This window comes from Ruegeria sp. HKCCSP346 (assembly GCF_017872595.1).
Lineage (GTDB): Bacteria > Pseudomonadota > Alphaproteobacteria > Rhodobacterales > Rhodobacteraceae > Ruegeria.
On sequence record NZ_JAEDOT010000005.1, the window covers coordinates 141,292 to 163,201 of the forward strand.

Below are 21,910 nucleotides of genomic sequence, written 5' to 3' on the forward strand. Positions count from 1 at the left end.
AAACGCGCCCACCGGACCCGCTTGGGTCCGGCAGGGATCTGCCTTCACGGGCTATTCGGTGGCCCAGATCTTGCGGCGGCGTTCCTTGACCATGTCATTGCCTTCATCGGTGCCGTCGTGGAATGTGTTGAACCATTCATCCCAAGGGGTTTCCCAGGTGCCGTAATTGCAGTCAAAAAACCGGTGATGCAGCTGGTGAAAGAAATCCCCGACCTGGAACTTGGCCTTGTTGCCGAACTTCACATGCTCGAACCCGGCATGAGAGGTCGGAGCGCCGATGCCGTGATGGAACAGCAGGAAAATGGCGTGGATCGGATGAGACGGCAGCAGGAAGAAGATCATCGTATCGAACATCAGAAAGAAACTTTCGACCGGATGCATCGAAAGCCCCGACCAAGGGCCGGTATTGATGTTGCGGTGATGCCAAGCGTGGACTTTTGTATAAAGCACACCCACATGCAGCAGCCTGTGCAGCCAGTAGAAATGGAACCCGGCCCAGATCGGCACGAAGACGGTCATGGCGATGAACCAGATCGGGTTGCCGTCTAACGTGATCATCGTGATCCAGCCATTGGCATAGGAATACAGGATCAGACATTCCCAGAACGTCCAGAACGTCAATGCCGGGCCCAAGGTCCAGAACATGTTGTCCCAGACCTGATTTTTGAATGTGAACACCTTGGCGCCCTTCATCATCGGGCGCATGTCATAGCGGTATTCGTCCTGCTGCGTGCGGAACTTCCAAAGGGCCAGATGCAAACCGCCTGCGACCACCATCAGGATACAGAAATTGCGGAACCAGATTTCCGCAACCCAATCCCAGCCGAAGGTCTCGATCCTGCTCAAAGAAGGCGTCAGATAGGTCCAGCTGATGACCGCAAAGACCAGCAGCAGCGCCCGCAATGCAAGCGGATTCCAGCTTTGCAGCAGGTATTTCAACGCGGCCAGAGGTTTCATCGGCCAATCCCAATAGGGCGCGGTCTGAATCGGCAATTGAGGCGTGTAATTCCAGATCTTGCGCTTGGCTCGTGGCAGCAGGGCGGGGTCTGACATAGAAGGCTCATTTCATCTGTTCACTGATTACAAGCCTAAGGCGGGGGATCAAAAGCTCAGACCTAATTGTCTTGCCGGTGAGGCTAAGTTCTGCTTAGCCTGTCGGAATGAACGCCCGCGTCCCTTCCCTCAACTGGCTGCGCGTATTCGAGGCTGCGGCCCGAACCGAAAGCTTTGCCCGCGCCGCGACCCAGTTGAACATGACGCCTGCCGCCGTCAGCCAGCAGGTCAAGGCGCTGGAGACAAGACTGGGCACACCCTTGTTTCACCGTCACGCGCATGCGGTCACTTTGACCGAGACCGGGCGCGCCTATCTGCCGTCGGTACAGCAATCCTTGCTCATGTTGGAAACGGCAACCGCCGGTCTGTTCGGTGAAACCCGCGAGCAAAGGCTTTACGTGCAGTCGGTGCTGCTGTTTGCACATGGCATTCTGGCCGGGGGTGTTCCCGATTTTCAGGCGGCGCATCCTCAGATCAACCTTTCGCTTTCGACCGGCAATGTCATGTCGGATTTTGCCAATCGGTTCACTGACCTTCAGATCGTGTTCGGAAACCCCGCGCTGTTCGGCTCGGAAAGTGACGAGTTGATGCGCGAACATCTCTATCCCATCGCCCCGCCCGAGATTGCTGCCCGGATCGAGACGGCAAAGGACTTGTTCGACTTCACCTTGATCGAAGTTTCGACCCATCGGGCAAGCTGGCCGCATTGGTTCGAACACCAGCGGCTGCCAGCAGGCCAGGCACGGTATTTTTTTGCCGACAATTCGGTGATGGCGGCCGAGCTCTGCGCCAGCGGATGCGGCATTGCCTTGGCGCGCGCGCCCGCGTCAGATCGCATTATGAAACTGTCGGGCTTGGTCCCTTGTCTGCCGGACATCTCCTGCCCGGGGCAGGAAGCTTATCATCTGGTCTATCCCTCCCGCACGGCGCTGCGCCCGGCAGCGCGTACGTTTCGCGATTGGCTGATGGATTACAGCGCCGCCGTCCAGACGCGGTAACGCCCCTGCCCGGTGACCTCGCGAACCAGACCCCGCTGCGCGAACAGGTCGAAATTGCGCTGTACCGCCGCGCGGGAAGCCTTGGTCAGGTCTTCTGCCAAAGGCGCGGATACCATGGGCCAGGCCGTCAATGCAGTGATCAGGCGCGGTGGGGTGCGGCCGCTCAGATCCTGCGTGACCTCTTTGGCTTTCGCCTCCCACGCGCTGATCCGGTCCAGGTGCAATAACGCTGCAAGGGCAGCCTGACCTGCGCCGCCGATCCATGCGCTCAGTTTTTCCGCCGGATCCCCCGAGCCGCGCAGCGCGCTCGGCCCGGACAAGGCCAAGGGCATAAACTGCGCACCGCCACGCCCCATGGAGGCCGCATGCCGCGCGGCTATGACGGCTGCTTCCGTGTCTTGTCCGATGCCTTGTGACACCGCCCGCCACGCGTGAAACGCAATTGCCGACTGCGTCACAGGATGCAGCCCTTCGGCGTTTTGCATGACCTCGGCCAGATCAATGATGGATTCCGGGGTCGCGTCGGCCCCCTGAGCCAGTCGGTCAAGAAACGCGGTCAGCCCCCGTTCCCAACCGCCGGCAGCAGGCGGCGCGCCCGAACTCAAGCGTCGTACAGCCCATCCGGCCCGGAACAGGGCCTGCACGTCATCATGAGTCGCGCCGATCCGCAAACCGGTCCACAAGGCCAATCGATCCACGCTGATCCGGTCTCCGGTCCACCACCCCAGATCGGACGTCTCCATCAATGCCAAGCGATGCGTCCAGCCTTCGGGGCCCGCTCGCAACCGTTCATCCAGCGCGCCAAAAGTCAGGGCCAGATCTGCAAGTTCCGCAGAAAGGTCGGACTGCGCTGCCCGCCAATCACGCGGATCGAACAGCAGGCGCTGTTCGCGTCGCGGCCCGGGCAAAAAGAATCCCTCGTCTTCCTCGACTTCATCCGGCGGCAAGAACCACAGGTCGTCCTCTTCGGACGGATCGCCGTCATAGATGCTGGCGGGGCCAAGATCTTCGGCCTCGTCTTCAGGAAGGGGCAAGGGTTTCTTCGACGTCATACCCCGCATTCTTCGGGCATTCCCGTTGGTTCACAAGGGGTATTCCGTCAGCCCGCAAAGGTTCGGGTCAGAACATCCAGTTCGCTGCTCAAATCGGTCTGCGGAGAGCTGCCCAGCAGCATGTAACCATAGCCATCCTGCGCCCAGGTCGCTGTTGCCAAACCGCTCAGAATGACCTGTTTGACCCCTGCCTTCGGGGCGTTCGGCCCCTGACGGATAACACAGAAGGCAAAAGGTTGACCCTGCTCATCGGCGAAAACGACCTGAACCAAGGGCTTTCCCTTGAACGAAAGAACCTGTGCTCGCTTCAACTCCAGCCCAGGCAGGGAGTCCAGCGCTTCACGGTTCAGAGACCTGCCAAGTGCTGCCTCGGCCATCGCGAACTGCTTGTCCAGCGATGCCTCGGAACTGTCCAGCGAGACAATCGTCTCGGGCACATAAAGCGACTGATAGATCGCCGCTTGCTGCGCCCAGCCCGGTTCCGCCGGACGCGTCGCCCAGAATGTCAGGGCGACGGCTGCAACCCCGACGCCCGCGGCCACGACCAGAAGGCGCAGAAACCCAGCATTGGTGTTTTGCGCCACGGGTTCCGGCAAATCGACCTTCGGCGCCGCGGTGGGCAGTTTCTCAAAGACCTGCCCAACGACAGGCGCAAACGGATCCAGCGCCATCAAGCGGCGTTCAAGCTCGACATCATCCTCAACCGCGGCCTCGATGGCGCGGCTCTGAGCCTCATCCAGCGTGCCTTCCAGATACGCCAACAGCGTCTCGTCGGAAAACGTCATTTGCCACTCCGTCGCGCGGTGTCTGCCGCCTCAAACTGCATCACGGTTTTCAGTTTCCGCCGGGCATTCGATAGCCGGCTCATGATTGTGCCGATGGGAACGTCCAGCAATGCAGCGGTTTCGCGATAGCTGTACCCTTCGACGAACACAAGCATGACCGTTTCCCGCTGCGCTTCTGGCAGCTGCATCACTTGAGTAAACACTTCAGCCGCAAAAATATTCGTTTCTGAATCCGGCAAAGTTGCGACCAGTTCCGCTTCCGGGGTCACGGACAGCGCCTGTGCCCGCCGGACGGAACGAGACCGCACTTCGTTCAACCAGATTGACCGGCAGATCGTCATCAGCCAACTGTCCAGACGATCATGCGATGTTACCTGATGATGCCGCTCAAGCGCACGCAGGCATGTAGCCTGCACCAGATCGTCCGCCACATCTGATGCCCCCGACAACGCCAGAGCAAACCGCCAGACGCGTCTTGAGTGCATCTGTACGGCGTCACGAACGGCCTGTTCGGAAGTCATCTCGGCACTCATCGAATAAAACGCGACCTGTGTGTGTTTGTCAGAAACGGACCCGGCCCGCAGGGCCAAAACTGACATAAACCGCGGAGGAAAGAAATGAAACTTCTGTTGAAGGCAGTCACGTTTGCGTCGGCAATTGTTGCAACACCCATTTGGGCAGCAGATTGGACACTGGAGTCCGACCACTCGCATCTGGCCTATGGAACGATCAAGAAAAACGCGGTGGGCGAGGTCAACAGTTTCACCGGCCTGAGCGGACACGTGACACAGGAGGGCATAGCCGAAATCGAAATCGACCTGTCCTCGGTCGAGACCAACATAGATATTCGCAACGAACGAATGATCGAATTTGTATTCCGCCAAGCACCCACTGCGCGCCTGACGGCCGAATTCGACATGGCGAAGGTTTCAGGGCTGGCCGTGGGTGAAACCACCACTCTGGAAGCTGCTTCCGTGCTTTCGCTGGCCGGCACGGAAGTTGAATTTGACGCGGAAATGTTCGTCGCACGCTTGTCCGAGACGTCAGTGCTTGTTTCGACAAACGACATGGTGTTTCTCAGCACGGAAGACGCCGGTGTGAACGCCGGCGTGGACAAGCTTATGGAATTGGCAAGCCTGCCCGGCATCACCCGAACGGTACCTATTACGGCCCGGCTGATCTTTAACACGGATGAAGAGCAGGCCTCGACGGCATCGGAAGCCACAGAGGATGTTGCTGCCGCAGATGTTCAGGGGGACGCGACGGCGGGCAAAAAGGTGTTTCGCAAATGCAGTGCCTGCCACAAATTGAAAGAAGGCAGCCATGGTGTTGGCCCGTCCCTGCACGGTATTATCGGCACAAAGGCCGGACAGGCAGAGGGATTCAAGTATTCGACAGCGCTGGAAAGTTCCGACATCGTTTGGACGCATGAGACCCTGAGCGCGTTCCTGACGGATCCCAAAGGGTATCTTCAGGGCAATCGAATGCAGTTTCGCGGCCTGAAAAAGAACGAAGATATTGTTAACCTTCTTGCATACTTGCAAGAAGAGGGGTGAAGGCAACGCCCGAGAGACCTGGCCGCAGCGCTGAATTTCGATTTCCAACAACCGGCCCCGGACAGGATCGGATACGATACTTGTGCCCGTTCCCTGTCTGGTTTTCGGATCAACACGTGTTCAATGTCAGGAAATACAGCCCTTTGTTAGCGGGTACATGCCGGACATACGACTCGTTTGTGGCAAAAAAGCCCGTGTTTTACGGCGTTTTTTGCGAATCCTGTCACGCCACCAACCCTGCCTGCGACCGTACAAAGAGGCAAATCCCGGTTGTCCTTGCGCTTTCCAACTCTTGTCCGATCGTCAACCAGCCATTATTTAGCGGGCGTACAGCTCAGACAGTCGGGATGGGCCGCTCTGCCGCAGCTTGGCATCTGTCCTTTAGGCCCGACAAAATATAGGTTAACTGAGCGTGCGCACAGTTTCACGATTTGGAGAACGCAATGATAAAGCGCGCCTGGAACAAGTGGCGATCAGGCTATATGGGCCGCCTTGTAGGTGAAAGCTTTTACGCGCAAGGCAAGCTGTATGGTATTGCGGTTCTGGCAATGATTGCCGTGGCGGTCACCACGGCCGGCTCCGCATATATGATGGAATACATTGTCGATGCCATGACCAGCCCCGACTTGCAGGGTTGGGCACATGTAATTGCGTTGGGGGTTGTCCTCCTGTTTCTGGTCAAAGCGGTCGCATCCTATATTCAGGCTATTTACCTTGCCCGCGCAGGCAATCGGATCGTGGCAGAACAGCAGGACAAGGTTTACCGCAAACTGCTCAAACATGGGGTCGCGTTCTTTTCGACCAATGAATCGTCGGACCTTCTGATGCGCACCACCCATGGCGCGCAGGCAGCCAGAAACCTGATCGATGTGCTGGTCACCGGGTTCGTCCGCGACGCTCTGACTCTGGTCGGGCTGGTTGCTGTGATGGTGTATCAGCAGCCCGTTCTGTCCGTCTTGTTCTTTGTCGTGGGTCCGATTGCCCTGTTGGGTGTTCGCTATCTGCTGAAGAGCGTACGAACGATCATGCAGGCCGAATTCAAGTCACTGGCGGAAATCATTAGGGTGCTGCAAGAGACCTCGGCAGGGATCAAGGTCATTAAGGTCTTCTCGCTCGAAGACCGGATGATCAACCGCATGGACACCGCCATCCGGAAAGTTGAACAGCGGTCGAACGATATCGCCAAGTTGCAGTCCATTGCCAGCCCTCTTATGGAGTTTCTGGCCGGCCTCGCCGTGGCGGGTGTACTAGTGGTCAGCACGATGGGAATCGCAGGTACGGAACAACCCAGCGCTGGCCAGTTGATGTCCTTTATCACGGCGTTGCTGATGGCCTATGAACCTGCCAAGCGGCTGTCGAAAATGCGCGTTCAGATCGAAACCTGCATGGTTGGTATCAGCATGTTGTTCGGCCTGCTGGATCAGGACGACACGATGGTGGAAAGCCCCGAAGCCCATGACCTGATCGAAGGCCCCGGCCAGATAACGTTGCGCGATGTGACTTTCGGCTATCAAGGTGCCGTACCTGTGATCGAAGACATGAACGTCACGTTCGAGGCCGGCAAGACCACCGCGCTCGTTGGTCAGTCCGGCGGTGGCAAATCTACGATATTCGGGCTGATCATGCGGTTCTACGATCCCGATGAGGGCAGCGTCGAGATTGATGGCCAGGATCTGCGCGAGGTCAGCTTTGCGTCCCTGCGAAAAAAAATCTCTTATGTCGGTCAGGATACGTTTCTGTTTTCGACGTCGATCATGGACAATCTGCGCTGCTCGGCCCCTGACGCAACCGAGGAAGAGGTCATTGCCGCGGCCAAAGCCGCACATGCGCACGAGTTCATCATGGACCTGCCGGAAGGGTACGAAACGCAAGTCGGCGAAAACGGAACCTTCCTGTCAGGTGGTCAGAAACAGCGAATTGCGATTGCACGCGCAATACTGAGAAATTCCGAGATCCTGCTTTTGGACGAGGCCACAAGCGCGCTGGACGCTGAATCGGAATCGCTTGTCAAAAAGGCTCTGGACACCCTGACAAAGGATGTGACCGTCGTCGTCATTGCGCACCGACTTTCGACTGTTCTGGAAGCGGATAAGATTATCGTGGTTCAGGATGGCTCGATCGTGGAACAGGGCAATCTGGACGAGTTGATGAAAAAGAACGGAGCCTTCCGCAACCTGTTCGATCAGCAATTCAAAAAACACGAACCCTCGGCGGAAGTGGCAGAGTAGCCCCTGCATTCGGTCTGGCACATGCCTCCCTTCTCCGGGCAAGACCCGTCCGGAAGAGGGGCGGAGTATTCTTGTCACGCGCGTCCGAGCATCGAAGTCATCAGGCCCAAGCCGCCCAAGGGATATGGCCGCTCGGGCCGCACTTGGGGAAATAGACGGTCCTGTCTTACGTACGGGTTCGAAGATGGCGGTCTCGACGATAGCGACACAAACATGTGGCATGGTCGCCCACGCCGGCGCGCCGTTCCTGCCAGCGCCTGGGCACGGAGGTTCTCCGACAAGAAGTCAACGTCGCTTTTCTTGAGGCCGCCCTGTTTGCCACCGTCTCACACCAACGCAAAAACCTACTTGCATTACAAGGGGTACAGACACGCGACCTGATGCGTTTCTCCGGCCAGTTCAGGCAATGTTGCCCTGCACTGATCGGTTGCCAGCCAACATCTTTGCGCAAAGGCGCAACCTTTTGGAATATTCATTGGCGACGGCAGTTCGCCCTCAAGCTTGATCCGTTCTTTTCGGGCCATAGGGTCTGCTCGGGGCGTCGTGGACAGCAACGCCTTGGAATAGGGGTGGCGCGGCGCGGCGAACAGCTGTTCTTTGGGCGCCTTTTCAACAGCGCGCCCCAGATACATCACGATCACGTCGTCTGCAAAATGTCGAACCACGGAAAGATCGTGCGAAATAAACAGATAGGCGAGGTCAAGCCGTTCCTGCAAATCCACAAGCAGGTTCAGGATCTGCGACTGGATCGAGACGTCGAGTGCCGAAACCGGCTCATCCAGAACCAGGACCCTGGGATTCAACATGAGCGCGCGTGCAATGGCGATACGCTGACGCTGCCCGCCAGAGAACATATGTGGATAGCGATCATAATGCTCGGGGCGTAATCCCACCATCTCGATCATGTCGCGCGCTTGTGTCTCGCGGTCTGCGGCGGACATGTCCGGACGATTGATGATCAGCGGTTCCTGCAAGATCTGGCCGATGCGTTGACGTGGATTCAGCGATCCATACGGATCCTGGAACACGATTTGCACCGTTTCCCGCATCTTGCTCCACCGCGACGGGGTAATGTCGACACCATCAATCGTCAGCCTGCCCGACGTCGGCTCTTCAATCATCGTGACCAATCGCGCCAATGTTGACTTGCCACAGCCGGACTCTCCGACGATGGCCAGAGTCTTTCCCGGTTTCAGTTCGAAATCCACCCCAGAAAGGGCCTTTACCGTCGCTGACTTGGACAGCAACCCGCCCTTCACCGTGTAAAACCGGGTCAGATCTTTCGCCTGAACGATGGGGTCGGTCATGCCAATTCTCCGGCCGCAATTTTTTCTACGTGGTGACAACGCGCCTTGCCGAAGGCGTCGGCATGGGGGGTCGGCGGTATTTCAGCGCAAGTTGCATCAGCAAACCGGCATCGGGGGCTGAACAAGCACCCTGCGGGGCGATCGAATTGACCCGGCACAACGCCGGGAATCGTCGGGAGGATCTTGGAGGTCGCGCGCTCGGGCAAGGCGCTCAGCAGGGCCGATGTATAGGGATGACGCGGCGTGCGGAACAAATCACGCACGGGCTGCTCTTCGACTTTTTGTCCGGCATATTGCACCTGAACCCGTTCGGCGGTTTCGGCCACCACCCCCATATCATGAGTGATCAGCACTAGGCCCATATCGTGCTCGTCCCGCAACCGAACCAGCAGGTCGAGTATCTGCGCTTGAATGGTGACATCCAGCGCAGTGGTCGGTTCGTCCGCAATCAGCAGCTTGGGCTTGCAGGCGATGGCCATCGCGATCATGACGCGCTGGTTCATGCCCCCTGACATCTGATGTGGAAAGGTGGTCAGACGGCTTTCCGGGGCCGGGATGCCGACCTGGTCAAACAGCTCAATCGCGCGCTGGTGGCGGTCCTTGCGGTTCAAACCTAGATGGATGCGCAGGGCCTCTTTGATCTGGAATCCCACCGTGAAACAGGGGTTCAGCGACGACATCGGCTCCTGAAAGATCATTGCCATGTCCTTGCCGATGATCTTGCGGCGATCGCGGGCCGAAAGACCGGCCAGATCCAGCCCCTCAAAACGCATCTCGTCAGCGGTGATCGTCGCGGTCCAGGGCAACAACCCCATCAGCGCCAGCATCGACACCGACTTGCCCGAGCCGCTTTCGCCGACGATGGCCATCAGCTCGCCCCTGTCGACCGACAGATCGACACCGTCCACGGCGCGGAACTTGCCCGAGGCCGTGGCGAATTCAACAGTCAGGTTGCGGATCTGCAAAAGCCTCATGCGATCAGCTCCGTTTCAGTTTCGGGTCAAGCGCATCACGCAGGCCATCACCCATCAGGTTGATGGCAAGAACGGTGACAAGAATCGCCAGACCGGGGAAAGTAACCACCCACCAGGCGCGCAGTATGAATTCGCGCGCTTCGGCCAGCATGGTACCCCATTCCGGAGTGGGCGGCTGAGCGCCCATGCCCAGAAAGCCCAAGGCAGCTGCATCCAGAATTGCTGTCGAAAAGGACAACGCCGCCTGGACGATGATGGGAGCCAGACAATTGGGCAGCACGGTGATGAACATCAACCGTGACCTGCCAGCGCCTGCCACGCGCGCCGACGTGACATAATCCTTCTGACGTTCCGCCAGAACCGACGCGCGGGTCAGGCGCACATAGTGGGGTTGGAAAACGATGGCGATGGCAATCATCGCGTTCGTCAGCGACGGGCCAAGGATGGCCACCAGCACCAGTGCCAACAGCAGCGACGGAAAGGCCAGAACGATATCCATCACCCGCATGATCAGCGTATCGACCCATTTGGGGGCAAAGCCCGACAGCAGGCCAATCATCACGCCGCCCGACACCGCCACACAGACGACGACGATTCCAACAAAGAAGGAATAGCGCGAGCCCATGATCAGGCGCGACAGCATGTCCCGACCCAGCGGATCGGTACCCAACGGGAAAGCCCAGCTTCCGCCCTCCTGCCAAGCAGGCGGTTGCAGGATATGATCGCGGAACTGTTCGGTTGGGTCATAGGGGGCCAGAAGGGGCGCAAAAGCTGCACAAAACACAAAGGCTGCAAAAACCCAAAGCCCGATGACAGCGCCGCGGTTTTCGCTGAAGTAGTACCAGAACTCTCGCAGGGCGCTGGGGCGGTCTTCCGTTCTGGGCGGGGTTGAAGATAGTTCGGCCATCACCGCCTCCGAATTTTGGGGTTGATGATGCCATAAAGGACATCGACCAGCAGGTTCACCAGCATCACGATCACCGCGATCATCAGCAATCCGCCCTGAACAACCGGGTAGTCACGGCGAAAGATGCTGTCGACCATCCACTTTCCTATGCCCGGCCAACTGAAGATGGTTTCGGTCAGGATGGCCCCCGCCAGCAACGTGCCCACCGACAGGCCGATCACCGTAACAACCGGAATCAAAGCGTTTCGCAGCGCGTGCAATCCATTGATCCGCGAAGGTGACAAACCCTTGGCGCGCGCGGTGCGGATGTAATCTTCGCCCAGAACTTCCAGCATCGCCGACCGGGTCTGGCGTGCGATAACCGCCAGCGGAATCGTTCCCAGCACAATCGTCGGCAGGATCAGATGGCGCACGGCTGATCCGAATGCTCCTTCCTGACCCGACAAGAGGCTGTCGATCAGCATAAAGCCCGTGACGCTGGGAAAATAATACAACAGGTCGATGCGGCCCGAGACCGGCGTCCAGCCCAGATTGCCCGAGAATATGATGATCAACAGCAGCGCCCACCAGAAGATGGGCATCGAGTACCCGACCAGCGCCGAGGACATCAGCGCCCGGTCAAAGAACTTCCCTCGGTTCACCGCCGCGATCACACCTGCGGGCAGACCCAGCGCAACGGCAAAGATCATGGCGCACAGGGACAACTCCAGCGTTGCGGGGAACAGCGAAAAGAACTCATCCCATACGGGTTTCCTGGTGACAAAGCTTTCGCCCAGATCACCTTGAAGCACTCCGGTGAGGTAATCCCAATACTGCTGCAACACCGGCTTGTCGAAACCCAGCTTTTCGACCATTTCCTGATAACGTTCTTCCGTCATGCCGCGTTCCCCGGCCATCACGATGATCGGATCGCCGGGCAGCACCCGGATGAACATGAACGAAATCAACGTCACGCCCAGAAATGTCGGAACAAACAGGCCAAGACGGGTAAGGAAATAGCCAAGCATCAGCGACCTATGATTGTAAGTTCTTTGGGAAAGCAGGTCAGTGACCGACAGCCATCCCCGGTGACGAGAACGTCATCTTCTATGCGAACGCCGAACTTGTCCAATGCATACAGACCGGGTTCGTTGGTCCAGACCATGCCCGGCAGGATTTTCTGGCTGTTGCCGCGCATGATATACGGCGCCTCATGCACATCCCGGCCCAGACCGTGACCTGTCTTGGTCCGGATACGATCGGCAAAGGGCGAGGCCTCAAGCACGCCTGTGACGGCGTCGTCGATGTCATGCGCTGTCACGCCGGGGCGGCAGGCTTCGAACCCGGCTTTGTTGGCGCGCAAAACCGTGTCGTAGACATCCCGGCCTTCGTCCGGGACGTCCTGAACGAAAAAAGTTCGCGTGATGTCGGCCGCAAAACCATGTTTTCGAGCGCCAAAGTCGAACAGCAAGGCATCGCCTGCTTTGATCCGGTAGTCGGCGCGCGCCTTTCCGTGCGGTCGTGCCGAGTTGTCCCCCGCAGCCACGATGGGGGAAAAGGCCAACGACTCGGCGCCTTCCGCAAAAAGCGCCTGTATCAGCGCCTGCTCGATCTGTTTTTCGGTCTGACCTGCACGAACACCTGCAATCACACGCTCCAACGCGCGTTCCGAAATATCGATGGCCGCTTGCAGCGCGGCGATATCTTCTTCGGTTTTGATGATGCGAAGGCCTGAGATTTCGCGCTCGCCGTCCACAATCCGCAGATCCGGAATTGCGCGGGTAAACGCGTCTGACACGAAAAACCGCATCACCTGACCTTCGACGGCCAACGATCTGATAGGACTATGCGCTGCCAGCGCGGAAAATGCGCGGTCATAGCCGGTCTGATCGCGCCAGTCGAATACGGCACCCTCAAATCCAACCAGATCCCATGAGGCGAGTTCCAGATTGGGCACGATCGCCGCCGGATCACCCATGGCCGGAATCACCACGACAAAAGGGCGCTCGTGGCTCATGAAGGATTTGCCCAATGCGCGGGTGAAATTTGGACCCGGCACCAGGGCCACTGCGTCCACTGACATATCCATTGCCAATTGGCGGTATTCGGACAAATCCGGCATTCTGCCCGACCTCCTCAATAAGAAAGCCGGAGCCACCAATCAGGTGGCTCCGGTTTGTGAGTGGTGGTTTATTCGACGCTCACACCATAGAAGATGTGACCGCCCAGAGGGTGCACCTTATAGCCTTGCACCTTGTTGCTCATGGGCATGTAAACGACCGAATGCGCGATGGTTGCCCACGGAGCCTGCTCTTTGAACACAACCTGCGCTTCTTCATACAGTTTGGTCCGCTCGGCCTGATCCGTGCTTTGCTTGGCCTTCAGGATCAGGTCTTCGAATGGCTGATGGCACCATTGCGCCCGGTTGGATGCTTCGACCCCGTCACAGCCCAGCAAAACCGCCAGGAAGTTATCCGGGTCGCCATTGTCCCCGGTCCAGCCCAGCAGAACGGCACCGTCCCGATTCAGTTCTTTCGAGCGGGACAGGTATTCACCCCATTCGTACGAGACGATTTCGACGCCCACACCGATCTTGGCGAAATCCGCCTGGATCAATTCGGCCATGCGACGGGCATTGGGGTTGTAGGGGCGCTGGACGGGCATGGCCCAGATTTTCATCGACAGGTCCGAAACACCTTCGGCCTCAAGCATCGCCTTGGCCGCTTCGGGATCATAGGGATCGTCCACGATGGCGTCGTTGTAGCCCCACATGGTAGGCGGGATCGGGTTCTTGGCCACCTGGCCCGAGCCCTGGAAGACCACGTCGATGATCGCCTGCTTGTCGATCGCCATGTTCAGCGCTTTGCGCACCTTCGGATTGTCGAATGGCGCCATGGTGGTGTTGTAGGCCAGATAACCAACGTTCAGGCCCTCTTGTTCCAGCATGTTGATGTCCGGATCATCCTTCATTGCCTGAATGTCGGCAGGGTTCGGATAGGGCATCACATGACATTCGCCTGCTTTCAGCTTTTGATAGCGCACAGACGCATCCGGCGTGATGGCAAAGATCAGGTTTTCGACCTGCGCCGGGTCGTTCCAATACGCATCATTGGCCGCGTAACGGATCACCGCGTCTTTTTGATATGCCACGAACGAGAAAGGTCCGGTGCCGATGGGTGCCGTATTCAGTTTTTCCGGCGTACCGGCTTCCATCATTGCCGCAGCGTATTCCGCCGACACGATTGAGGCAAAGTCCATCGCCATATTGGCGACAAACGGTGCTTCGGGCTTGGACAGGGTAAATTTCACCGTGTAGTCGTCGATCTTTTCGATGGACTCGACCAGATCAGGCATCCCCATACCCTGGAAATATTCCCAGGTTCCGCCTGACACTTGATGATAAGGGTGGTTTTCGTCTTTCTGACGCATGAAGGAGAAAATCACGTCATCCGCGTTGAAATCGCGGGTCGGCGTGAACGCGTCATTCGAGTGGAACTTGACGCCCTGGCGCAGCTTGAAAGTGTATTCCAGACCATCATCGCTGGCCTCGACACTTTCGGCCAGGCCGGGGACCACATTGGTCGTGCCCGTTTCAAATTCAAGCAACCGATTGTAGATCGGATGTGAAGACGCATCAAAGGTCGTCCCCGCGGTGTACAGCGCAGGATCGAACCCTTCAGGCGATCCTTCGGAACAATATACAAGTGTATTTGCCTGCGCCACGGCGCCCGTCAGGGCGATCGCAGTGGTTGCGGCCAGAAGTTTGAGGTTCATGATTTTCTCCCAGAAAAGGACTTTGAAAGACAATCGCATGGCTCTTTGTCGCCAGAGCATTCAGTGACAGCACAGGTCGTCGCGATCCCTCTGCCTAATGTATCCAAAATACAATATCTAATGTCAACAGTGTCTTTCTGCCGAAATCTTTGAGGAGTCTTTCTACCGTTGCACCCTGATTTCCGGATCTCATTCTCATCTTCGCTGCGAAATCGATACGACGACCCGAAACCCTCTCCCGGGCACTCAGACCTTTCTGTTAATGGGTGCTGTTAGCATGCGCTCATTGCCTGCACTCTCACGTCTTGTTCGTATGCGTAACCGCGCGCCAATCCCCCGAGGGAGGGTTGGTCAAAAGCTTGTTTGCGCGCAGCTTCATGGCGACGGACACAGGGTCCCCGCCCCGCGTTTTGTCCGCGGCCTCAAACGCAGCTATCGCCCGCTCGAACCGGCCGGAACGATAATGCGCAAGACCTTGTTCGTAGGTCTCGATCCAATCAAGGGATCCTTCAAAACCGTCGGCCATCGCAATCAGCTCATAGACCACCAGCTCCTCGGTCCGGCCAAAGACCGCGAGCGTGTCCAGCTCTCGGACGACAATTGCATCGGCGGCTTCGTGCCGGGTCTCGGGACCGATCAGAATGCGCGTACCATACTCCTTGTTGGCCCCTTCCAATCGGCTGGCCACATTCACGACGTCACCGATCGCCGTGTAGTTCAACCGCTGCTCTGACCCAATGTTGCCAACCAGTGCTTCACCGCTGTTCAACCCGATCCTGACACGCAGGGAATTTCCGGCCTCGTCTTTGATGCCCGCATCTTCCACGGTCGCGACAAGATCCAGCGCCGCGCGGCAGGCATTTTCGGCATGGAGAGCATCCTTGCGCGGTGCCCCCCAGATCGCCATGACCGCGTCACCCATGAATTTGTCGATCGTCCCGTCATGGCGCGCGACGGCAGCTGCGGCCGCAGAGAAAAAGGGCTCCATCAACTGGATGATTTTGGGGCCGAGTTTTTCCGACAACCCGGTGAATCCGGTCACATCGCAAAACAATACGGATATCTGCTTCATGTCGCCACCGGGCTGCGTTTTGATGCCTTCAGCGACCAGCATCTTCACAAGATCGGTCGGCACGTATTTTCTGAACGCGGACAATCCTGCTGCCATGCTGGCCGTTGCCGCAGACAGATTGGCAAGCTCGGAAAGGTTTGAAGGCCGGCGTGGAATGCGTTCGACGTCGAAGCGTTCGATCTTGCTCAGATCCTCGGCAATGCGCGCCAAAGGATTGGCTACAATTCGACGGATCAACCAGATCGCCAGAGCGGTTGAGACGATCACGACCCCGATCAGGATATAGATCAGGTCTATCAAGGTTGCATTGATACCCGACAAAAACGCCGCCTCCGGAATGACCGTAGCGACGCGCCACCCGTAAAAACCCAAAGGTGTCAGGGCCACCGCATAGGGGACGCCGTCGATCACCACGCGCTTCGTCGAACTGCCCGCTGTCTTGCCATCCGGATCGCCCAACAGTTTTTCCCCCGAGATCTTGGCAACCTCGTACAGTTCACCCTCGCCCATGCGCGCCGGTGTAACTTCGTCCGCTTTTGCGTCGGGAACGGCAATTACTTTGCCATCAGCATCCAGAATAAAGGCAGCTCCAAATTCGCCGGGCTCAAGCGTCGCCAGAAAGCGTGACAAACGGTCGGTTTCTATTGCGACCGCAAGGACACCCTGCCGTGCCCGGTTGACATCGATCGGCCCCGCAAATGCGTATACGGTCTTGTCACTGCCCGGAAGATCGCGCGCTTCGATCCATCCCATCGTGTCCAGGGACATGAAATTGTTGAACCAGGCATGATCGCGAGGATCATAAGAGGTCGGAACAAAGGTCCTTTCTTCGAACTGAATATCCCCGGGAACAAAAATGTATCGATCGGTTCGCAGGTTCCGGTCGCGGATGGCCTTGTCGATCTCGATCATCTCAAGCCCGCTGTCGCCCAACCGATGCGACGCGAAAAAATTGCCGTCCGGCCAACCGAAGAAAATCCAGGAAATATTCGGCTGCGCCTGCAACTGAGACAGAAACACGAACTCTCGTTTATCGGCCTGCCGTGTTGCGATGACATTCTGTACAAAAATCGTGCGCACCGCCGACCATGCGGCTTCGGCGGATCTGAGGGTTGCCCCGACTTCGATACGGACCGCGTTTGCAATCTGGCTGTTGATCTCAGCGGCAAGCATGCGGCTGTTGTCCCGCGCGGTCGTCCACCACAGCGAATGAACAACAAAGGTCGACACGCCGATGGATACGGCGACCAGCATAGATACAGCAATGCCGACACTGAACCGCATGAAAACCCCGAAAAGAATGTCCTGTACCACAGTATTCGGTTGAGATGGCAAGAAGAGCAAAGCTTAGTTTGCTCCAACCCCTAAAAATCACGCAACTGTTAAGCACATGTGTATGCCGGGACCGAAATCAACAGCACCTAGTCACTTGCCAATGGCCAGAGGACAAACCTTGTCCGTGGCGGAAATCAACTGCCCTTGGGTCCGGGTTTGCGACGTTTTGGAACTGCGTTGCCACCCTTGGCGGATTTGACGGCCGCCGCGCGTGCACGATTCTTCTTGCTGTTTGGCTTGCCCTTCGGTGGCGGCGGACCTTTCGGCGCGTCTCCGCCTTGTTTGGAACGACCCCTCTTTTGCTCGACACTGTCGGGCTTGCGCTTTTTAGGTTTTGCGCCCGAAGCCCTGAACTGGCTTTTTGCGTCGTCATCCGACGCTCGGCGGGTTTCGGTCGCGGGCACGGTCTGGGCAAGCTGAGCCTCGGGCTTGGATTGGCGGCGGTGCGCTTTCCGCTCAGCCGGAGAGTTTTCCTTTTTGTGTCCTGTAGGTCTGCCTTTGAACTTACTTTTGAGACCGGACCGACCGGTTGACGACAGGTCCGGTGCTTTATCCAACCGCACAAGGTCTTTGGTTTCTTCGATTTTCATCTCTGGACCAATGGCGGTCAAAAAGCGGTCGACACTGGCTTCACTGATTTCGAAATAAGTTACGTCCTCGGCAATCCGAATGGCACCGATGTCGTCTTTTGTCAGATCGCCCGCCTTGCAGATCATCGGCAGCATATGACGGGGGGACGCATTCTGATTGCGCCCTTCGGACAATGAAAACCAGACGCCGGGCCCAAAGGATGCCCGTGGTCTTGGGGTGGTCTGATCGACCGCCGACAGCTCTTCCGGGGCGGAATGGCGCAGTTTGTATTGCCTGAGGTAAGCGGCCGCGATTTGTTCGGGCGTGAAGCGAGCAATCAGTTTTTCAACAGACGGCCGTTCGCTTTCCGTAATCTCTACCTGCCAGTCCTCTGATGCCAGCATCCGAACCTGGTCACGCTCGTTCACGTCGTCGGCAGACGGGGCCGATCCCCATTCTGCTGTCAGCTTGGCAAATTTCAGAATGCGCTCTGCCTTTTTTCGCGATGATGGCGCGACGATCAGGGCGCTGACGCCCTTGCGCCCGGCGCGACCTGTGCGGCCAGACCGGTGCAGCAGTGTTTCATGGCTGTTGGGCAGTTCGGCATGGACCACCAGATCAAGGTTGGGCAGATCGATGCCGCGGGCCGCAACATCGGTTGCGACACAGACCCGGGCCCGTCCATCACGCATGGCCTGCAACGCGTTGGATCGTTCGCTCTGGGTCAGCTCACCGGACAGGGCCACGACAGAAAACCCCCGGTTCGACAGGCGAGCGGTCAGGCGCGAAACCATTGCTCGGGTGTTGCAGAAAACGATGGCATTGGGGGCCTCGTAATATCGCAGCACATTGATTATCGCGTTTTCACCATCACGCGGCGCCACCGTCATGGCCCGATACTCGATATCCGCGTGCTGGGTCTGTTCGCCGACCGTGCTCACACGTACCGCGTCGCGCTGATACCGCTTGGCCAGATTGGCAATTGCGCGTGGCACAGTGGCAGAAAACAACAAGGTCTGACGATCTGCGGGTGTTTCATCAAGGATGAACTCAAGATCCTCGCGGAACCCCAGATCCAGCATTTCGTCCGCTTCGTCCAGGACAACCGCTCGGATAGCTGTCAGATCGATTGACCCTCGATTGATATGATCGCGAAGTCGTCCCGGAGTGGCCACAACGATATGGGCGCCTCGGGCCAACGCGCGACTTTCATCCCGAATGTCCATGCCCCCAACGCACGAGGCCAGAAACGCTCCCGCTCCGGAATACAACCAACCAAGTTCCCGTTTCACCTGAAGTGCCAGCTCGCGGGTCGGTGCGACAACCAGCGCCAACGGCGCTTCGGGTTTGCCGAGCGTTTCTTCATCGCCGAGCACCCTGTGTGCTATCGCCAGACCAAACCCAATGGTCTTCCCTGATCCGGTCTGGGCCGAAACCAACATGTCGCGCCCTTCCAGTTCGGGCTGGGTGACGGCTCGCTGAACTTGGGTCAATGTATCATAGCCCTTGCGCGCTAGCGCATCTGCAATGGTTTGTTTCACGGTGGTGGTTCTTTGTATCGGCCAGGTGATAGGCGCTGTGCGGAATTGCGATCAGCGGATCATCCAAGGGTAAAGACAGCCCCTTACCGGCTGCCATCCCGGTTGTATAGACGGGAAAACGGGCATTTTCGCCGAAAAGCTTCCAATAAGGGAACACCCTGACAGGTCAGACCCTGACGCAACCGCCAGGGCCGGGCCGCGTCAAGCCTGGGTCAACGCGGGTACGCAATTCGACATCTTGCTGGCAAATGCCTGCCGTTGGGCGTCGGAGAAACGCACCGGACACACACAATCTTGCCGATCATTTCGATGACGTGACCGTCGTCGATGCGACATGGGTCAAACAAGAGCCCGAGCGGGTTCGTTCCTGATCTTGTTGGCCCGATCTCAAGCCCCTGTTGCCCTAAGAAGTACTCTGCCACGGGTCAAACCATTCACTTTTTCGATGATGGCATCGGCATCAATGCAGTGGTGGCGATAGAGATCACCGATCGTTCCTGTCTGGCCAAAATGTTCGACCCCCATCGGAATGGTCTGATGACCGCGCACAGCGCCCAGCCACGACAATGTTGCAGGATGCCCATCAATCACGGTGACCAGATTGCAATGCGCCGGCAGGCCAGACATCAGGGCCTCGATGTGGGAAAGTGCGGCGGGGTTGCCCCGCGACCGCACGCGTTGTGCAGCCGTCCAACCGGCATTCAGCCGATCCGCGGACGTCACGGCCAAAACGCCGACATCGCGACGGCCCTCGCCGATGATACCGGCGGCCCTGATTGCCTCGGGCGCGACGGCACCTTGATAGGCGATTACAACTTCGCAATTGGGCCCCGGTTTTCGCAACCAATAGGCCCCATCGATGGCACCTTGGCGGAACTCATCGTCGACACGCTTTCCAGGCTGTTCAATCGGGTTGGTCGTCAGACGCAGATAGACGGAACCGCCGGTTTCATCGCGCAGCCATGTGCGCTCGTCCGGTTGCCCTTCACCGTCGCGTTGCAGATAGTCGAAGGCCCATTCCATGATCACCGCTAGTTCATCAGCAAAGGCGGGTTCGAATGCAGCCAGCCCGTCCTGGCTCATGCCGATCAGGGGGGTACCAACGGATTGATGCGCTCCGCCTTCAGGTGCCAGTGTCACGCCCGATGGCGTACCGACGAGAATAAAGCGTGCATCCTGATAACAGGCATAGTTTAGCGCATCGAGGCCGCGACTGACAAAGGGGTCATAGACGGTGCCGATCGGGATCAACCGTTTGCCAAACAGGGAATGCGACAGACCCGCCGCTCCCAGAAGTAGCATCAGGTTCATTTCGGCGATACCAAGCTCGATATGCTGCCCTTCCGGAGTGAACTCCCATTTCGCCGTCGAAGGGATCCGATGTTCTATGAAGGCATCGGCTTGCATGGATCGGGCAAACAGCTTGCGCCTGTTAACCCAAGGCCCCAGGTTCGTCGTGCCGGTGACATCCGGAGAGGTTGTCACGATGCGTTCGGTCAACGGGCCATCACCTTTTGACAGATCGTCAAGGATCTTGCCAAACGCCATCTGGGTCGAGATTTCACGGCTGGTGTCGACCTCGATCCGTGGCACGTCCAGCTTGTCATCGAAATAGCGGCGCGGACCCTTGGCAAAGAACGGTGCCTTTGCCAGAAAATCCTTGAATGCGGCTGGGTCCTGCACTGTCGCAAGCGGCTCCCATTCCTCACCTTCTGGCACGCCCATATGCGACTGCCACGCGGCGAACTGGCTGTTGTTCATCAGCCCGCCGTGATTGTCCTTGTGACCTGCGATGGGGGTGCCCCACCCTTTGACGGTGTAGGCCAGGAAACAGGTCGGGCGATCATGATCGATGGCGGCAAATGTCCGGGCCATGGTCTCGACGCAATTGCCGCCAAGGTTTTCCATCAGGGCAGCCAGCTCTGCATCCGTCCGCCGTTCGATCAGGGCGGTCACATCCCCCTGATCCCCCAGATCGTCCATGAGACGCTGCCGCCAGACTGCGCCACCCATGAAGGTCAAAGCCGAATATTCCTGATTGGGGCACGCATCGATCCAGTCGCGCAGGCGATCGCCACCCGGTTCTTCAAAGGCCGCGCGTTGCAGAACCCCATATTTCACGCGCACGACATCCCAACCGAACGCATCGAAGATCTTTTCAATCCGTTCGAACAGCCCTTCGCGGACGATGCCATCCAGGGATTGCCGGTTGTAGTCAACGATCCACCACGTATTGCGCAGGTCATTCTTCCAGCCTTCCTGCAAAGCCTCGTACACATTGCCTTCGTCCAGTTCTGCGTCGCCTACAAGGGCCACCATCCGCCCCATCGGAGCATCCGAGCCCCAGCGCTTGGCCTTGATGTAATCCTGAATGATCGAAGCAAACGAGGTGATCGCGACACCCAAACCCACAGACCCGGTAGAAAAATCGACGTCGTCGATATCCTTGGTCCGGCTGGGATAGCTTTGCACACCGCCAAAACCACGGAAGTTTTCCATCTTCTCGCGCGTTTGATTGCCCATGAGATACTGCATCGCATGGAAAACCGGCGAGGCATGGGGTTTGACCGCCACCCGGTCTTCAGCGCGCAGGGCCGAAAAATAGAGCGCGGTCATGATCGACACCATCGAAGCAGACGACGCCTGATGGCCACCAACCTTGATCCCATCCACCTTTGGTCGGATCTGGTTGGCATTGTGGATCATCCAATGCGACAACCATAGCAGACGTTGTTCAACGATCTTCAACTGAGTGGGATCAATGTGCATGGCGGTCTCC

General features: G+C 57.9%; 16 protein-coding genes. 3 read left to right on the top strand and 13 right to left on the bottom strand.

The window, feature by feature from the left end:
* Positions 1-51: 51 nt before the first annotated feature.
* Positions 52-1,053: a sterol desaturase family protein gene (locus I9185_RS15065; RefSeq protein WP_210093454.1), complete on the bottom strand. Its 1,002-nt coding sequence runs from the start codon at positions 1,051-1,053 to the stop codon at positions 52-54.
* A gap of 107 nt (positions 1,054-1,160) precedes the next feature.
* On the opposite strand from I9185_RS15065, the gene I9185_RS15070 reads away from it, so the two are divergent.
* Positions 1,161-2,051, top strand: a complete 891-nt coding sequence (locus I9185_RS15070) for a LysR substrate-binding domain-containing protein (RefSeq protein WP_209835089.1) — start codon at positions 1,161-1,163, stop codon at positions 2,049-2,051.
* Here I9185_RS15070 and I9185_RS15075 read toward each other — a convergent pair.
* Genes I9185_RS15075 through I9185_RS15085 form a run of 3 tightly spaced genes read right to left on the bottom strand, consistent with a single transcriptional unit; the run spans position 2,024 to position 4,409 of the window.
* The gene (locus I9185_RS15075) at positions 2,024-3,103 is read right to left on the bottom strand and encodes a helix-turn-helix domain-containing protein (protein ID WP_171636472.1); all 1,080 of its coding nucleotides are present in this window, start codon (positions 3,101-3,103) and stop codon (positions 2,024-2,026) included. The two genes, I9185_RS15070 and I9185_RS15075, sit on opposite strands and share 28 nt — an antisense overlap.
* Before the next feature lie 47 nt (positions 3,104-3,150).
* Positions 3,151-3,888, bottom strand: a complete 738-nt coding sequence (locus tag I9185_RS15080) for a hypothetical protein (protein ID WP_171724603.1) — start codon at positions 3,886-3,888, stop codon at positions 3,151-3,153.
* The gene (locus tag I9185_RS15085; RefSeq protein ID WP_245218156.1) at positions 3,885-4,409 is read right to left on the bottom strand and encodes an RNA polymerase sigma factor; all 525 of its coding nucleotides are present in this window, start codon (positions 4,407-4,409) and stop codon (positions 3,885-3,887) included. Before I9185_RS15085 ends, I9185_RS15080 begins: the two co-directional genes overlap by 4 nt.
* A gap of 96 nt (positions 4,410-4,505) precedes the next feature.
* On the opposite strand from I9185_RS15085, the gene I9185_RS15090 reads away from it, so the two are divergent.
* Positions 4,506-5,444 (top strand): cytochrome c family protein, encoded by a 939-nt coding sequence (locus tag I9185_RS15090; protein WP_210093455.1) that lies wholly within the window; start codon positions 4,506-4,508, stop codon positions 5,442-5,444.
* A gap of 443 nt (positions 5,445-5,887) precedes the next feature.
* Complete coding sequence (locus tag I9185_RS15095) at positions 5,888-7,672, top strand: ABC transporter ATP-binding protein (RefSeq protein WP_171636480.1); 1,785 nt, start codon at positions 5,888-5,890, stop codon at positions 7,670-7,672.
* A gap of 353 nt (positions 7,673-8,025) precedes the next feature.
* On the opposite strand, the gene I9185_RS15100 is transcribed toward I9185_RS15095, so the two are convergent.
* From I9185_RS15100 to I9185_RS15140, 9 genes are all read right to left on the bottom strand, one after another.
* Positions 8,026-8,979, bottom strand: a complete 954-nt coding sequence (locus tag I9185_RS15100) for a dipeptide ABC transporter ATP-binding protein (protein ID WP_171636482.1) — start codon at positions 8,977-8,979, stop codon at positions 8,026-8,028.
* The gene (locus I9185_RS15105) at positions 8,976-9,953 is read right to left on the bottom strand and encodes an ABC transporter ATP-binding protein (RefSeq protein WP_210093456.1); all 978 of its coding nucleotides are present in this window, start codon (positions 9,951-9,953) and stop codon (positions 8,976-8,978) included. The genes I9185_RS15100 and I9185_RS15105 overlap by 4 nt, the downstream gene beginning before the upstream one ends.
* Before the next feature lie 4 nt (positions 9,954-9,957).
* Positions 9,958-10,860, bottom strand: coding sequence for an ABC transporter permease subunit (locus I9185_RS15110; protein WP_152460560.1), 903 nt, complete (start codon positions 10,858-10,860; stop codon positions 9,958-9,960).
* Positions 10,860-11,867 (bottom strand): ABC transporter permease subunit, encoded by a 1,008-nt coding sequence (locus I9185_RS15115; RefSeq protein ID WP_171724607.1) that lies wholly within the window; start codon positions 11,865-11,867, stop codon positions 10,860-10,862. The genes I9185_RS15110 and I9185_RS15115 overlap by 1 nt, the downstream gene beginning before the upstream one ends.
* Positions 11,867-12,961 carry a Xaa-Pro peptidase family protein gene (locus I9185_RS15120; protein ID WP_210093457.1) on the bottom strand — a complete coding sequence of 365 codons (1,095 nt, stop codon included), beginning with the start codon at positions 12,959-12,961 and terminating at the stop codon, positions 11,867-11,869. Before I9185_RS15120 ends, I9185_RS15115 begins: the two co-directional genes overlap by 1 nt.
* Before the next feature lie 68 nt (positions 12,962-13,029).
* The gene (locus tag I9185_RS15125) at positions 13,030-14,613 is read right to left on the bottom strand and encodes an ABC transporter substrate-binding protein (protein ID WP_171724609.1); all 1,584 of its coding nucleotides are present in this window, start codon (positions 14,611-14,613) and stop codon (positions 13,030-13,032) included.
* 298 nt (positions 14,614-14,911) lie between these two features.
* On the bottom strand, positions 14,912-16,969 hold the full coding sequence (locus tag I9185_RS15130; RefSeq protein ID WP_245223587.1) for an adenylate/guanylate cyclase domain-containing protein: 2,058 nt from the start codon (positions 16,967-16,969) through the stop codon (positions 14,912-14,914).
* 185 nt (positions 16,970-17,154) lie between these two features.
* Positions 17,155-19,131 (bottom strand): DEAD/DEAH box helicase, encoded by a 1,977-nt coding sequence (locus I9185_RS15135; RefSeq protein ID WP_210093458.1) that lies wholly within the window; start codon positions 19,129-19,131, stop codon positions 17,155-17,157.
* A 387-nt stretch (positions 19,132-19,518) separates the two neighbouring features.
* Positions 19,519-21,900 (bottom strand): 1-deoxy-D-xylulose-5-phosphate synthase N-terminal domain-containing protein, encoded by a 2,382-nt coding sequence (locus I9185_RS15140; protein WP_210093459.1) that lies wholly within the window; start codon positions 21,898-21,900, stop codon positions 19,519-19,521.
* Between the last annotated feature and the right edge of the window lie 10 nt (positions 21,901-21,910).